Source organism: Microbacterium thalassium, assembly GCF_014208045.1.
GTDB classification, from domain to species: Bacteria; Actinomycetota; Actinomycetes; order Actinomycetales; family Microbacteriaceae; genus Microbacterium; species Microbacterium thalassium.
Map to the genome: position 1 here is coordinate 3176010 of NZ_JACHML010000001.1, position 13920 is coordinate 3189929.

The following is a 13920-nucleotide window of genomic DNA, read 5'->3' on the forward strand; positions in this document are numbered from 1 at the left end:
GCCGCGCGAAGACACGAGAAGCGGATGCCGCGGCCGGCGGCATCCGCTTCTCAGCGTCAGGAGAGGCTGAAGACGACCTCGACCTCGACGGGGCTGTCCAGCGGCAGCACCGGGACGCCGACCGCCGAGCGCGCGTGACGTCCGGCTTCTCCGAAGATCTCGCCCAGCACCTCGCTGGCGCCGTTGATGACGCCGGGCTGACCGGTGAACTCCGGCACCGACGACACGAAGCCGACGACCTTGACGACGCCGGTGAGCTGGTCCACTCCCCCGACGGCCGCGGCGGCGGCCGCGATCGCGTTGAGGGCGGACTGACGCGCGTACTCCTTGGCGTCGGATGCGGGCACGAGGCCATGGCCGTCGCCGACCTTGCCGGTGGCCGGCAGCGCGCCCGCGACCATCGGCAGCTGTCCGGACGTGTAGACCAGGTCGCCGTGCACCTTCGCGGGGATGTAGGCCGCGACGGGCGGGACGACGTCGGGAAGATCGATGCCGAGTTCGGCCAGACGCTGCGAGAGGGTCATGTCAGTTCCCTTCGAACTGCTTGGCGGCCTCGGCCGCGGCGCCCAGTCCGGCGTTGGCGGTGCCGCCGCCCGTCGGACGCTTGAAGTACGCGACCAGTCCGCCCTCCGGGCCGGGCACGACCTGGACGAGCTCCCAGCCCTGCTTTCCCCAGTTGTTGAGGATGGCGGCGGTGTTGTGGATCAGAAGGGGCGTGGTGAGGTACTCCCACGTCGTCATCGAGGCTCCTCGGAGTAGGGCGGGAAGGGGTGGGAACAGGCTGAGAATGCTCTCATCGGCAGGGCCGCCGTCAGGGGTTCACCCAGGGTCGTCCCCTACGATCAAGCCTATGCCCGATACGAAACGCACGGCCAGCGGCGTGCTCGGCGGACTCGCCGGCCTCGTTGGCCTCAGCGCCGTCGCCGGTGTCCTCATCAGCGCCACCGTCACGCCCGCCATCGCCGTCACCGGCGCCGCGGCGTCGAGCGCCATCACGATGTTCGACAACCTGCCGAGCGTGCTCGACATCGAGAAGCTCATGCTCCCGACCACCATCTACGCCAAGAACAGCAAGGGCGACTGGAAGGAGCTGACCCAGTTCTACGACCAGAACCGGTCGCCCGTGGAGTACGACGAGATCGCACCGGTCATGTACGACGCGATCCTCTCCAGTGAGGACCCGCGCTACTACGAGCACGGCGGCGTGGACCTGATCGGCACGACGCGTGCCATGCTGAGCAACCTGCGCGGCGGCGGCGAGACCCAGGGTGGCTCGTCGATCAGCCAGCAGTACGTCAAGAACATCCTCGTGCAGCGCTGCGAGGCCGAGGCCACGGCCACCGAGACCACCTCGGCCGAAGAGGAGCGCTACGCGTGCTGGTTCGAGGCGACGCGCTCCGATGGCAGCGAGGGCATCCAGCGCAAGCTCCAGGAGATGCGCTACGCCATCGCCCTCGAGCAGAAGTACTCGAAGGACGAGATCCTCCTCGGGTACCTGAACATCGCCAACTTCGGCGGCACGACCTACGGCATCGACGCCGCGGCGCAGTACTACTTCGGCGTCTCCGCCGCGAAGCTCGACGTCGGCCAGGCCGCGACGCTCGCCGGCATCGTGCAGAACCCGAACACCTACCGCATCGACCTCGAGGGCGGCTCGATCACGGATGCCGACGGCAACGGCGTCAACAGCGCCGAGGACGGCTACAAGCTGACCAAGCAGCGCCAGCAGTACGTGCTGGGTCGCATGCTCGAGGACGGCAAGATCACGCAGGAGCAGTTCGACGAGGCCTACGACGCTCCCATCGAGCCCGACATCACGCAGCCCAAGACGGGATGTGCGGCGGCGACCGGAGCGGAGTACTTCTGCCAGTACGTGCGCTACGTCATCGAGCGCGACGACGCCTTCGGCACGACTCCCGAGGAGCGCACCGAGGCGCTGCGCCGCGGCGGTCTGAACGTCTACACGACCCTGAACTGGGAGCTGCAGAAGTCGGCGCAGGCGTCGGTGAAGAACTACGCGCCCACCTCGGTCAACAAGACGGCATTCGGCGCGTCCACGGTGAGCGTCGAGGCCGACACGGGTCGCATCCTCTCGATCACGCAGAACACGAAGTTCAACGAATCGAACAGCGACAACGTCAACTACTCGTCGATCGTCTACGCCGGCGATGCGCAGTTCGGTCAGTCCGAGGGCTTCGAGGCCGGTTCGACGTTCAAGCTGTTCACGCTGCTCGACTGGCTCGAGAAGGGCCACTCCGTCAACGAGGTGCTCAACGGCACGCTGAGGGTGTTCGAGCGGATCACCAACTCCTGCGACGGCGACTGGGTCAACTACTCCGGCGAACTCGTGAACAACTTCGGCAAGGCCCCCGGTTACGTCGGCACGCCGATGTCGTTCACGCGCGACTCGCTGAACACCGGCTACTTCGCGATGGCCGAACAGCTCGACCTGTGCGACATCCAGAAGGTCGCGACGAAGATGGGCGTCACGCGAGGCAACGGCGAAGAGGTGTCGATGACCACCCTGTCGTCGATCATCGGCACCAACAACATCTCGCCGCTGGCGATGGCCGCCGCCTACGCCACCGTCGCGAACGACGGCGTCTACTGCGAGCCGCGGGCGATCGACAAGGTCACCGACTCCGAGGGCAACGAGTGGACGCTCCCCGAGCGCGACTGCAGCCAGGTGCTCGAGCCCGAGGTCGCGGCCACCGCCGCCTACGCTCTGCAGGGCGTGATGAACGGCGGAACCGGAGCGGCCGGCAAGCCGTACGACTCCGTGCCCGTGCTCGGCAAGACCGGTACGCATGAGTCGAAGCAGACCTGGCTCATGGAGGCCAGCACCAAGGTCGCCACGGCGACGTGGGTGGGAAACCCCAAGGGGAACATCGACCTGTTCCAGACGTGGACGGATGCGGGCCTGAAGCTGTCTGATCTGCGCTACTACATCGGACGCGAGGTCCAGGCCAAGGCGAATGAGATGTGGGGCGGTGAGGCGTTCCCGAGCCCCGACAGCACGCTGACGCGCCAGGTGCTCACGGAACTGCCCAACGTGGTCGGCAAGAGCATCGACGACGCCACCGAGATCCTCACCGAGGCGGGCTTCACCGTCAGGGTCGGCGACGCGATCGACTCGTCCCAGAAGGAGGGCACCGTCGCGTCGCAGGATCCCGGCGCCGGTCAGGTCGCGGGCGGCACGACCGTGACGCTGCGTCCCTCCAACGGGCAGGGCATCGAGGTTCCCAACGTCGTCGGGGACCGCCTCGACCAGGCGATGAACAAGCTGCGGCGGGCCGGGTTCGGCAATGTGCAGGAGGGCTCCTGCACGGAGGACCAGAGCGCGGACGCGCAGGGGACGGTCACCGGCACGAACCCGAGCGCCGGCACCGTGCTCAACCGCAATTCGCAGATCACCGTCAACTACTCCCTGTTCAGCTGCGGGTTCGACACCGGAGGCGACTCCGGCGGCAACGTCGGCGGACCGGGCAACAACGGCAGCGGCAACGACTGATGCCGAGCGCTGCGCGCGCCGCCCTCACCGTGCTCGGCACGGTGGGGGCGGTCGGCGCTGGAGCCGCGATCTGGGGCGTCGGGATCGAGCGCTACCTCTTCACGGTCCGGCACCATGCCCTGCGGATGCTGCCCCCGGGCTCGCAGCCGGTGCGGGTGCTGCACGTCTCGGACGCCCACATGGCGCCGTGGCAGCACCGCAAGCAGCGCTGGATCGCGGGTCTGGCCGCCCTCCGGCCCGACCTCGTGATCAACACGGGCGACAACCTCGGACACGAACGGGGCCTCGAGGGGCTGCGTGAGGCGTTCGCGCCGCTGCGCGGCATCCCCGGCGCGTTCGTCCACGGGTCAAACGACCACGCCTCCCCGTCGCCGCGCAATCCGCTGATGTACTTCTCGGGGCCCTCGAAGCAGGTCTCTTCGGCGGAGCCCCTCGACACCGGAGCCCTGGACGCCTATCTGGGAGACGAGCTCGGCTGGCTGTCGCTGAACAACGCCGTCGGCTCGCTGGAGGCCGCGGGCGTGAGGTTCGACCTGTTCGGCATCAGCGACGCGCATCGCGGCTGGGACCGCCTGGACCTCCTGCCGGACCCTGTCGCGGCCATGAGGTCGGGCAGCACGGCCGCACTCACGCTCGGGGTCACGCACGCCCCGTACCGGCGCGTGCTCGACGAGTTCACGGATCTGGGCGCCGACGTCATCTTCGCCGGGCACACCCACGGCGGGCAGGTCCGCATCCCGGGGTCCCGTTCCGCACTCGTGGCGAACTGCGACATCCCGCTCGACCAGGCGCGCGGGCTGAGTGCCTGGACGCACGACGGGCGCACCGCCGCGCTCAACGTCAGCGCGGGACTGGGCCACTCCATCTACGCACCGGTGCGATTCGGATGCCGGCCCGAGGCGTCGCTGATCACGCTGCTGCCGGCGTGATCGGGCACGCCCGGCACGTCTGTCGATTCGGTGCACCGAGCGGAATCAGGTAGACTCTTCGGGTTGCCACCGGGGTGTGGCGCAGCTTGGTAGCGCGCTTCGTTCGGGACGAAGAGGCCGCAGGTTCAAATCCTGTCACCCCGACAACAGAGAGGCTCCGCCGCAAGGCGGAGCCTCTCGCAGATCACCGTTGATCGCCGCCGAAACGTCGCCCGGACAACGGAGGACCACCGTGACCGACAGCACCGCGATCCGCCTCGTCGCCTTCGATCTGGACGACACCCTCGCGCCGTCCAAGAGCGCGATCGACCCACGCATCGGCGACCTGCTGATCGCCCTCGCGGAGCGCGTCGAGGTCGCCATCATCTCTGGCGGCCAGCTCGCGCAGTTCACGATGCAGGTCGTGGACCGTCTGCCCGAGAGCTCTCCCGAGATCCTCGCGCGCGTCCACCTGCTGCCCACGTGCGGCACACAGTACTACCGTCTGGCCGAGGGCGGCGTCGACACCGTGTACGCGCACTCCCTCACGCCCGACCAGCGCGACCGCGCCCTCGCCGCGGTCGAGGACGAGGCCCGCCGCCTCGGCTACTGGGAGAGCGAGACCTGGGGCGACATCCTCGAAGACCGAGGGTCGCAGATCACGTTCTCGGCGCTCGGTCAGCGCGCGCCGCTCGAGGCGAAGAAGGCGTGGGACCCGACCGGCGCGAAGAAGAACGATCTCCGCGCGGCCGTCGCGGGCCGTCTGCCGGATCTCGAGGTGCGCTCGGGCGGCTCCACGTCCGTCGACATCACGCATCGGGGCATCGACAAGGCGTACGGGATGCGTCAGCTCGCCGAGCAGACCGGCATCGACCTCGACGCCATGCTCTTCGTCGGCGACCGCCTCGACCCCGACGGCAATGACTACCCGGTGCTCGCGATGGGCGTGCGCTGCCAGGCCGTGGACGGCTGGGAGGACACCGCGGTGTTCCTCGAGGGCCTGATCCCCACGCTCTGACCAGGCCCTCGAGACGAAGCGCCTCAGGCCTTCGCGGGGGCCTTCGTGCGCGCGGGTGCGCGGCGAGCGGGCTGCGCCATCGGCGTGAGACGCTGCAGCTGCGTGACGTGCTTGGGCTGGAGCTCCTCGATGCTCGCCACGCCCAGCAGCTTCATCGTGCGCTCGATCTCGCTGCGGAGGATCTCGATCATGCGATCCACGCCCTCGCGGCCGCCGGCCATGAGGCCGTACAGGTACGCGCGGCCGACGAGCGTGAACTTCGCGCCAAGCGCCATCGACGCGACGATGTCCGCGCCGTTCATGATGCCGGTGTCGATCATGACGGTGGCGTCCTTGCCGACCTCGCGCACGACCTTCGGCAGCAGGTGGAAGGGGATGGGCGCGCGGTCGAGCTGGCGCCCGCCGTGGTTGGACAGCACGATGCCGTCGACGCCGAGGTCGACGAGCTTCTTGGAGTCCTCGACGTTCTGCACGCCCTTGACGACGATCTTGCCGGGCCAGATGTCGCGGATGACCGCGAGGTCCTCGTACGAGATCGTCGGGTCCATGGCGGCGTCCAGCAGCTCGCCGACGGTGCCGCCGGTGGACGACAGCGACGCGAACTCGAGCTTGGGCGTGGTGAGGAAGTCGAACCACCACCACGGGCGCGGGATCGCGTTGATGATCGTGCCGAGGGTCAGCTGCGGCGGGATCGAGAAGCCGTTGCGCTTGTCGCGCAGGCGCGCTCCGGCGACGGGCGTGTCGACGGTGAACATGAGCGTGTCGAACCCGGCCTCGGCCGCGCGGCGGGCGAGGCCGTACGAGATCTCGCGATCCTTCATGACGTACAGCTGGAACCAGTTGCGCCCGTGCGGGTTCGCCGCCTTGACGCCCTCGATGGAGGTGGTGCCGAGCGTCGACAGCGTGAACGGGATGCCGGCGGCGCCGGCCGCCGAGGCGCCCGCGACCTCGCCCTCGGTCTGCATGAGGCGCGTGAAGCCCGTGGGTGCGATGCCGAAGGGCAGCGCGGAGGATCCGCCGAGGATCTGCACCGACGTGTCGACGGAGGGGGCGGGCTTGAGGATGCCGGGGTGGAACTCGATGTCCTCGAACGCACGGCGCGCGCGGTCCAGCGACAGCTCGCCCTCGGCGGCGCCGTCGGTGTAGTCGAACGCCGCCTTGGGCGTCCGGCGCTTCGCGATCGTGCGCAGGTCGTAGACCGTGAGGGCGGAGTCGAGGCGGCGCTTGCGGCCGTTGAGCTCGGGCTTCTTGAACTGCATGAGTTCGAGCAGCTCGATCGGGTTCGGGATCTGACGGGTGACCATACAGTGCCTTTCGGATGGCTTTCGGGGCGTGTCGGGTGCGGTGGGGCTGTCTCGGCGTGTCAGCCGTGCGAGCGGGCCAGGCCCGCCTCGGCGTAGTAGCCGGTGATGTGGTCTCGGATGAGCTTGGCGGCGAGGGCGCTGTCGCCGGTCTCGATCGCGTCGAGGATCGCGCCGTGCTCGGCGCGGAGGCGCGCGGCCTCGGCATCCCAGTCGGCGAAGCGCTCGGCGCCGGAGCGCACGTAGCCCTCGATCGCGTCGCGCAGGCCCGCCATCATCGCGGTGATGACGACGTTGCCGGATGCCTCGGCGAGCGCGAGGTGCAGCTGGGCGTCGAGGGCGAGGAACTCGTCGGGCGCGAGGTCGTCGGCCTCCATGGCGTGGAGCATCGCGTGGACGTCCTCGATGGAGCGCCCGGGGTCGGCGGCGAGCGCCTCGACGACGGCGGATTCGAGCACGAGTCGTGTGCGCACGACGTCGTCGAGCGGGAACCCCTGCGCGGCGACCTGCAGGCGCAGCAGCGCCGACATGCCTCCTCCGGGGGTGGCGATGATGATGGCGCCGGCGTTGGGCCCCGAGCCGGTGGCGGTGCGGATGAGGCCCATCACCTCGAGGACGCGCAGCGCCTCGCGGACGCTCGAGCGTCCGACGCCGAGGGATGCGGACAGGTCTCGTTCACCGGGCAGGCGGTCGCCGGGGGCGAGTCGGCCCTCGAGAAGGTCACCCTCGATCTTCTCCAGGACCGTCTGCCAGGCGCGCGGTGCGCGGGCAGCGGATGCGGTCATTGCTCTCCTCAATGGTCAGACCACGATTATCACATGTGGTCAGACCAGATCAACCGCGTGTGTCGCCGGGAGTCGGATGCGGTCGCCCTACGCTGGCAGGGTGGACCCCCTTCTGATCGTCATGGGCATCGCCGCCGCCGCGAGCGCCTTCTGCTGGATCGCGTCGCTCGCGACGAAGGACACGTCGTGGGTCGACCGGCTGTGGTCGATCGTTCCCGTCGTCTACGTGTGGGTGTTCGCGATCGCGGGTCTGACCTCGGGGGCGGATGCCGCGCGCCTGGTTCTCATGGCCGTGCTCGTGACCGCGTGGGGCGCACGCCTGACCTTCAACTTCGCACGCAAGGGCGGCTACTCCGGAATGGAGGACTACCGCTGGGCTGTGCTTCGCGGGCGGATGCCGGCGGCGGCGTTCCAGGTCTTCAACCTGCTCTTCATCGTCGGATTCCAGATGACCCTGCTCGTGCTGATCGCGCTTCCGGCCCGGGTCGCGTTCGAGCATCCGGCCCCCCTCACCGCGTGGGACGGCGTGTTCGCCGTGCTGTTCGCCGGCTTCCTCGTCGGCGAGTTCGTCGCGGACCAGCAGCAGTGGGACTTCCAGCGGGCCAAGAGCGCCTCAGGGGGCGTGCTGGAGCCCGGGTTCGTCACGACCGGGCTGTTCGCGTGGAGCCGGCATCCGAACTTCTTCTTCGAGCAGGCGCAGTGGTGGACCTTCTACGCGATGGGAGCGACGGCGGCGACCGCTTCGGGCCTCGGGCTGTGGGGCGGTGTGCTCAACGCATCGATCGCCGGCGCTGTGCTGCTGACGGCCCTGTTCATCGGCTCGACGGTGTTCACCGAGTCGATCTCGGCCGCCAAGTACCCCGCCTATGCGGAGTATCAGCGGACCACGTCGATGCTCATCCCGTGGCCGCCCCGCCGGCGGGCGCGGGACGTCGTGCCCGGGACGTGACGCCGGTCAGCCCAGGCGCCCGCCCGACTCGCGCAGGTAGCACTCGGCGCACATCGACTCGTACGTCACGCGGTCGCTGCTGAGCTCGTCGATCGCGACCTGGTCGCCGTCGAACACGAACCGGCCGCCGACGAGTCGTGCGTTGAAGAGGGCCTTTCGTCCGCAGCGGCAGATGGTCTTGAGCTCCTCGAGGCTGTGGGCGAGCTCCAGCAGCCGCCGGGAGCCCGGAAAGGCCTGCGTCTGGAAGTCGGTGCGGATGCCGTAGGCGAGCACGGGCACGCCGTCGAGGACGACGATCCGCATCAGGTCGTCGACCTGCGCGCGCGTGAGGAACTGGGCCTCGTCGATCAGCAGGCACGCGACGTCGGGCGACTCCCCCGTGGCGGTGGACTCGGGGATGAGCGCGTCCTCGCCGCGCAGGCGCAGCAGCGCGCGGTGGTGGCCGAAGAGCGCCCGCAGGTCGTCCTCGGGCGCGATGAGGAAGTCGACCTTGCGCTTGACGCCCAGCCGGCTGTCGATCTGGTCGGCGCCCTTGGTGTCGATCTCGGGCTTGGCCAGCAGCACGTGCTGGCCGCGCTCCTCGTAGTTGAATGCGGCCTGGAGGAGCGATGTCGACTTGCCGGAGTTCATCGCTCCGTAGCGGAAGTACAGTTTGGCCACCCGAGGAGTCTACGGACTTCTCCGTCCGCGGCTCACGGGTGTCGGCGGCGCCGCGGTCGGCTACCGCCCGCCGAAGCCACCGCCACCTCCGCCGGAGAACCCCCCTCCGGAGGACCCGCCCGACGACGAGAAGCCGCCGGAGAACGAGCCCGAGGACCGCGACGAGCCGCTCGAGACCGGTGTGATCGCGAGGCGGCCGATCGATCGCGACGCGTCCGAGAGCGCCCCGGAGTCCAGCGCGGACGACAGAGCCATGTCGCCCGTGACGGCGCTCGGACCGGCGTGACGGATCACCTCCAGCCACTCGCGCTGCATCCCGAACAGCACCGCGTAGGGCAGCAGACGCTCGTACAGATTCACCACACGGTCGCCCGTCCCGCCGGGGTCGTCGCCGTAGGGACGGCGCCCCGACGACACGAGGTCCGCCGTGCGCGGGGTCTGAGCGGCCGCCAGGCGCTCCTCCTCCGCGAGTTCGAGGTAGGTGCGGATGCCCTCGAGGTAGGTCTTGTGGCGGCCGCCGGCCAGCGTGAGCATCGTCGCCGGGACCGGCACGAACGGCACGATGAAGAATGCGGCGAATCCGCTGATCACGGCGGCGACGTAGACGCTGCTCCCCCAGCCTGCGACATCGGTGACCGTGTCCAGGTCTTCGCCGAAGGCGAGGAGCGCGATCGCGGCGACGAGCCCGCCGATCGCGAGCGCGCCGCGCATGCGGCCGATCCACGTCGGCCGTTCGGCGCGGTATCCGTCGCTGACGGCCGACTTCTCGATGCGGCGGACGTAGCTGACCGCGCGGATCGGCGGGTCGCTCGAGAACGCGCCGAGATCGACGCTGTCGCCGACGGCCGGCGACTTGCCGTACAGCACTTTCAGCAGCCGGCGGTCGTCGTCGTCGAGCCCCTCCTTCGAGCGCAGCGCGACGGCGAAGTCGTCGGGGTCGGCCCGATCGCCCTCCGCCGTGATCTCGAGCACGTCGCGCACCGCGAGGTCGACCACGTGCGCCGCGAAAGCCCGGTCGGGGACGCCCAGCACCCCCGCCGACAGCGTCGGCGATTCGTCGACGGGCGGCGCGTACTGCACGATCACGGGCGCCCGGTCCGGGTTGCGGCGCAGGACCGCGCGGGCGGCGAGGACGAAGACCAGCGCGCCCGGCCCCGCGAGGAAGGCGATGCCGGGGAGGATCCACTGCCACCACGGATAGGGCGGCTCAGGCGGCGGGGTCAGCGCCGCGAAGGTGCCGACGGCGAATCCGAGCGCGACGGTGACGTTCTCGTCAGCGCCGAGAGGGCCGTCGGATGCGGTGAACACGACAGCGTCGCGCGCCGGGTCGTCGGCGCCCGAGGCGACCATCCAGTAGTACGGAAGGTCGGGCCACGGGTCGTCGGGCTCCGGGCCGGCGATCTCGCATTCGTCGGTCGAGCCCGCACCGCCGGTGTAGCAGTACGCCCGCTCTCCCAGAAGGCCGTGCGCGGCGTCGCCCGCGACGTGGACGCGCACGGTCACGACGTCGAACGGCTGAGCGTGGTCGGTGCCGACGGTGTCCCAGTAGAACTCGTCGGCCCCCGTGTCGGGATACCGCAGCACGACGTCGCTCATGGCATACGAGACGACGTACGTCTGCGCGCCGTGCACGTAGGTGTCGTCGCCGGTGAGGACGTAGGCGAACTCGTCGTCGTACTCGAGCCACCAGGGGATCGGCGCTCCGTCGGCGCCGGTCACCTCGACGACGGTGGTCTCGTGCGCGATGCCCGAGTCCGACAGCGGCAGGGCCCGCACGATGCCCTTGTTCTGGTCGAACTCGGGGAACCGCGCGACGATGGTCTCGGTCGTGAACAGCTCGCTGCGCCCGCCGGTTCCCGGCGCGAGCCAGTAATCCGCCTCGAACGAATCGAACGTGAAGTCGTCGACGCCCGTATGGGCCCGCGCGGCGACAGCGCCGGCGGACGCCGTGACGGCATCCCTGGCGGCATCCGTGGCGGCGATGGCGGGCGCGGCCGCTGCCGCCATGGCAGCGCACAGCGCGATGACCGACGTCGCCGCACGCACGGCGCTGATCCTCCCCACGCGCTCAGGATAGAGCGCGCGCTCCGCGACGGCTACGCGTCGCGGCGGGCTCGCACCTCAGGCGGTGATCGCGAGCGTCTCCGCGGTCTCGCTGAGCGACTCCTGGGCGACCTCGGGGCGCGGGTTGAGCGTCTCGCCGTAGCTCGGGATGAGCTCGCGCAGGCGGGGCTCCCAGCCCTCGATCTGCTCGGGGAAGCAGGTCTTCAGCACGTTCAGCATGATCGAGACGGCCGTCGATGCGCCGGGCGATGCGCCGAGGAGTCCCGCGATGGACCCGTCCTCGCCGGTGACGACCTCGGTGCCGAACTGCAGCACGCCGCCCTTGTCGGGATCCTTCTTCATCACCTGCGCGCGCTGGCCGGCGTTGAGCAGCTCCCAGTCGGAGTCCTTCGCCGTGGGCATGAAGGTGCGGAGGCTGTCGACCTTCTTCGCGTGGTTCTTCAGCAGCTCGCCGACGAGGTACGAGATGAGGCTCGGGTTGTCGATGGCGACCTTGAGCATCGGCCAGATGTTGCCGAAGCGCACCTGCGAGACGATGTCGAACCACGAGCCGTTCTTGAGGAACTTGGGGCTGAACGTCGCGAACGGGCCGAACAGCAGCGAGGCCTCGCCGTCCACGACGCGCGTGTCCAGGTGCGGCACCGACATCGGCGGGGCGCCGACCGATGCCTGCGAGTACACCTTGGCCTTGTGCTGCGAGACGATCGCCGGGTTCGAGGTCTTCAGCCACTGGCCGCCGATCGGGAACACGCCGTACCCCGAGATCTCGGGGATGCCCGAGGCCTGCAGCAGCTTGATGGCCCAGCCGCCCGCGCCGACGAACACGAAGCGGGCGTTGGTCGTGCCGGGGGTGCGACCCACCGAGGCGCGCCACTTCACGTTCCACGTGCCGTCGGAGAGCTTCTTCAGTCCCCGCACCTCGCGGTTCGTGACGACCTCGGCGCCCTTGGCCTCCAGGTTCGCGAACAGCTGGCGCGTGAGCGCGCCGAAGTCGACGTCGGTGCCGGCGGGCACGCGGGTCGCCGCGAAGGGCTGGTCGGCCTTGCGTCGCTTCTGCATGAGCAGCGGCGCCCACTGGTTGATGACGCGGGAGTCCTCGCTGTACTGGATGCCCGCGAACAGGGGCTCCTGCTTGAGCACCTCGTAGCGCTTCTTGAGGTACGCCACGTCCTTCTCGCCCGTGACGAAGGTCATGTGCGGCGTGGCGTTGATGAACGTCGACGGCGCGTCGAGCACGCCCTCCTCGACCAGGGTCGACCACAGCTGGCGCGACTGCTGGAACTGCTCGTTGATCGAGATCGCCTTCGCGGGGTCGAGCTCGCCGTCGGGGCCCGCGGGCATGTAGTTCAGCTCGCACAGGGCCGCGTGGCCGGTGCCGGCGTTGTTCCACGCGTTCGAGGACTCCATCGCCACGTCGCTGAGGCGCTCGTAGACGTGGATCTTCCAGTCGGGCTGCAGTTCGCTGATGAGGGTGCCCAGGGTGGCGCTCATGATGCCACCGCCGATGAGCACGACGTCCACGGGTTCAGTCACCATGTCAGTCTAATTGCCCTTCCTCGGGTCTCTTGACGTCGAGATAGATTCGGATGCCGCGGGTGTCGGCATCCGTCGATCACGCGGTCGCGGGCTGACCGAGCTTCGCCGCGACGAGCTCGGCGATCTGGACGGCGTTGAGGGCCGCGCCCTTGCGCAGGTTGTCGTTCGCGATGAACAGCGCCAGACCCTTGCCCTCGGGGGCGGACTGGTCGGCGCGGATGCGGCCGACGAAGCTCGGGTCCTTGCCGGCGGCCTGCAGCGGCGTCGGCACCTCGTCCAGGGTGACGCCGGGGGCGGCGGAGAGGATCTCGCGGGCGCGCTCGGGCGTGATGTCGCGTGCGAACTCGGCATTGATCGAGAGCGAGTGGCCGGTGAAGACGGGGACGCGCACGCAGGTGCCCGCGACGCGCAGGTCCGGCAGCTCGAGGATCTTGCGGCTCTCGTTGCGGAGCTTCTTCTCCTCGTCCGTCTCGTTCAGACCGTCGTCGACGACGGAGCCCGCGAGCGGGATCACGTCGAAGGCGATGGGGGCGACGTACTTCTCGGGCTGCGGGAAGTCCACCGCCGAGCCGTCGTGGACCAGGCGCAGCGTGTCGCCCTGGGCGAGGACGCCCTCGACCTGGCCGAGCAGCTCCTGGGCGCCCGCGAGACCGGAGCCCGACACGGCCTGATAGGTGCTGACGATGAGGCGCTCGAGGCCGGCCTCGGCGTCGAGGACCTTCAGCACCGGCATCGCGGCCATCGTGGTGCAGTTGGGGTTCGCGATGATGCCCTTGGGTGCGTCCTCGATCGCGTGCGGGTTGACCTCGGCGACCACCAACGGCACCTCGGGGTCCATGCGCCATGCGCTGGAGTTGTCGATGACGACGGCGCCCGCCGCGGCGAAGCGCGGCGCGTGCGCGCGCGAGCCCGTGGCCCCGGCCGAGAACAGCGCGATGTCGATGCCTGCGGCATCCGCCGTCGCGACGTCCTCGACGATGATCGTGGCGCCGCCGAAGTGGACGGCGCGGCCGGCCGAGCGCGCGGTGGAGAACAGGCGGAGCTCGCGGATCGGGAACGACCGCTCCGCGAGAATCTCGCGCATCACGGTGCCCACCTGGCCGGTGGCGCCGACGACGGCGACGGAGAGTCCGGAATCGGAGATGCGGGTCATGGGTGTTCCTCGGAGAGTGTGGGGGGTTGCCCGAT

At 69.7% G+C, this 13920-nt stretch carries 12 protein-coding genes and 1 tRNA gene; 5 read left to right on the forward strand and 8 right to left on the reverse strand.

Annotation, left to right across the window (positions count from 1 at the left end; translation table 11 throughout):
* Nucleotides 1–56: 56 nt before the first annotated feature.
* Both HD594_RS14790 and HD594_RS14795 read right to left on the reverse strand, forming a co-directional pair.
* Nucleotides 57–524, reverse strand: coding sequence for a RidA family protein (locus HD594_RS14790; RefSeq protein WP_184751669.1), 468 nt, complete (start codon nt 522–524; stop codon nt 57–59).
* A gap of 1 nt (nt 525) precedes the next feature.
* Nucleotides 526–741, reverse strand: coding sequence for a Sp36 family protein (locus tag HD594_RS14795; RefSeq protein WP_184751670.1), 216 nt, complete (start codon nt 739–741; stop codon nt 526–528).
* A gap of 109 nt (nt 742–850) precedes the next feature.
* Between HD594_RS14795 and HD594_RS14800 the strand changes: the two genes are divergently transcribed.
* The 4 genes from HD594_RS14800 to HD594_RS14815 all read left to right on the forward strand — a co-directional run bounded on the left by HD594_RS14800 (nt 851) and on the right by HD594_RS14815 (nt 5437).
* Nucleotides 851–3511: a transglycosylase domain-containing protein gene (locus HD594_RS14800; protein WP_184751671.1), complete on the forward strand. Its 2661-nt coding sequence runs from the start codon at nt 851–853 to the stop codon at nt 3509–3511.
* Nucleotides 3511–4440: a metallophosphoesterase gene (locus tag HD594_RS14805; protein WP_184751672.1), complete on the forward strand. Its 930-nt coding sequence runs from the start codon at nt 3511–3513 to the stop codon at nt 4438–4440. The genes HD594_RS14800 and HD594_RS14805 overlap by 1 nt, the downstream gene beginning before the upstream one ends.
* Before the next feature lie 70 nt (nt 4441–4510).
* Nucleotides 4511–4584 (forward strand) — tRNA-Pro (locus HD594_RS14810).
* 88 nt (nt 4585–4672) lie between these two features.
* A complete protein-coding gene (locus HD594_RS14815) occupies nt 4673–5437 on the forward strand; it encodes an HAD-IIB family hydrolase (RefSeq protein ID WP_184751673.1) in 765 nt (254 codons plus the stop codon).
* A gap of 23 nt (nt 5438–5460) precedes the next feature.
* On the opposite strand, the gene HD594_RS14820 is transcribed toward HD594_RS14815, so the two are convergent.
* The gene (locus tag HD594_RS14820) at nt 5461–6741 is read right to left on the reverse strand and encodes an alpha-hydroxy acid oxidase (protein ID WP_184751674.1); all 1281 of its coding nucleotides are present in this window, start codon (nt 6739–6741) and stop codon (nt 5461–5463) included.
* Nucleotides 6742–6800: 59 nt separating this feature from the next.
* Nucleotides 6801–7523 carry a FadR/GntR family transcriptional regulator gene (locus tag HD594_RS14825; RefSeq protein WP_184751675.1) on the reverse strand — a complete coding sequence of 241 codons (723 nt, stop codon included), beginning with the start codon at nt 7521–7523 and terminating at the stop codon, nt 6801–6803.
* 100 nt (nt 7524–7623) lie between these two features.
* Between HD594_RS14825 and HD594_RS14830 the strand changes: the two genes are divergently transcribed.
* A complete protein-coding gene (locus HD594_RS14830) occupies nt 7624–8472 on the forward strand; it encodes a DUF1295 domain-containing protein (protein WP_184751676.1) in 849 nt (282 codons plus the stop codon).
* A 6-nt stretch (nt 8473–8478) separates the two neighbouring features.
* Here HD594_RS14830 and HD594_RS14835 read toward each other — a convergent pair whose 3' ends face one another.
* From HD594_RS14835 to HD594_RS14850, 4 genes are all read right to left on the reverse strand, one after another.
* The gene (locus HD594_RS14835) at nt 8479–9132 is read right to left on the reverse strand and encodes a thymidine kinase (protein ID WP_184751677.1); all 654 of its coding nucleotides are present in this window, start codon (nt 9130–9132) and stop codon (nt 8479–8481) included.
* 60 nt (nt 9133–9192) lie between these two features.
* Nucleotides 9193–11196: a DUF2207 domain-containing protein gene (locus tag HD594_RS14840; RefSeq protein ID WP_271171148.1), complete on the reverse strand. Its 2004-nt coding sequence runs from the start codon at nt 11194–11196 to the stop codon at nt 9193–9195.
* Nucleotides 11197–11253: 57 nt separating this feature from the next.
* Entirely contained in the window at nt 11254–12732 is a 1479-nt protein-coding gene (gene mqo, locus HD594_RS14845) for a malate dehydrogenase (quinone) (protein WP_184751678.1), read from the reverse strand.
* 76 nt (nt 12733–12808) lie between these two features.
* Nucleotides 12809–13885 (reverse strand): aspartate-semialdehyde dehydrogenase, encoded by a 1077-nt coding sequence (locus HD594_RS14850; protein ID WP_184751679.1) that lies wholly within the window; start codon nt 13883–13885, stop codon nt 12809–12811.
* Nucleotides 13886–13920: the final 35 nt, after the last annotated feature.

Coding starts and splice junctions, on each gene's coding strand:
- HD594_RS14820 (WP_184751674.1), bottom strand. CDS start 6,741: ATGGTCACCCGTCAGATCCCGAACCCGATCGAGCTGCTCGAACTCATG.
- HD594_RS14825 (WP_184751675.1), bottom strand. CDS start 7,523: ATGACCGCATCCGCTGCCCGCGCACCGCGCGCCTGGCAGACGGTCCTG.
- HD594_RS14800 (WP_184751671.1), top strand. CDS start 851: ATGCCCGATACGAAACGCACGGCCAGCGGCGTGCTCGGCGGACTCGCC.
- HD594_RS14790 (WP_184751669.1), bottom strand. CDS start 524: ATGACCCTCTCGCAGCGTCTGGCCGAACTCGGCATCGATCTTCCCGAC.
- HD594_RS14795 (WP_184751670.1), bottom strand. CDS start 741: ATGACGACGTGGGAGTACCTCACCACGCCCCTTCTGATCCACAACACC.
- HD594_RS14850 (WP_184751679.1), bottom strand. CDS start 13,885: ATGACCCGCATCTCCGATTCCGGACTCTCCGTCGCCGTCGTCGGCGCC.
- HD594_RS14805 (WP_184751672.1), top strand. CDS start 3,511: ATGCCGAGCGCTGCGCGCGCCGCCCTCACCGTGCTCGGCACGGTGGGG.
- mqo (WP_184751678.1), bottom strand. CDS start 12,732: ATGGTGACTGAACCCGTGGACGTCGTGCTCATCGGCGGTGGCATCATG.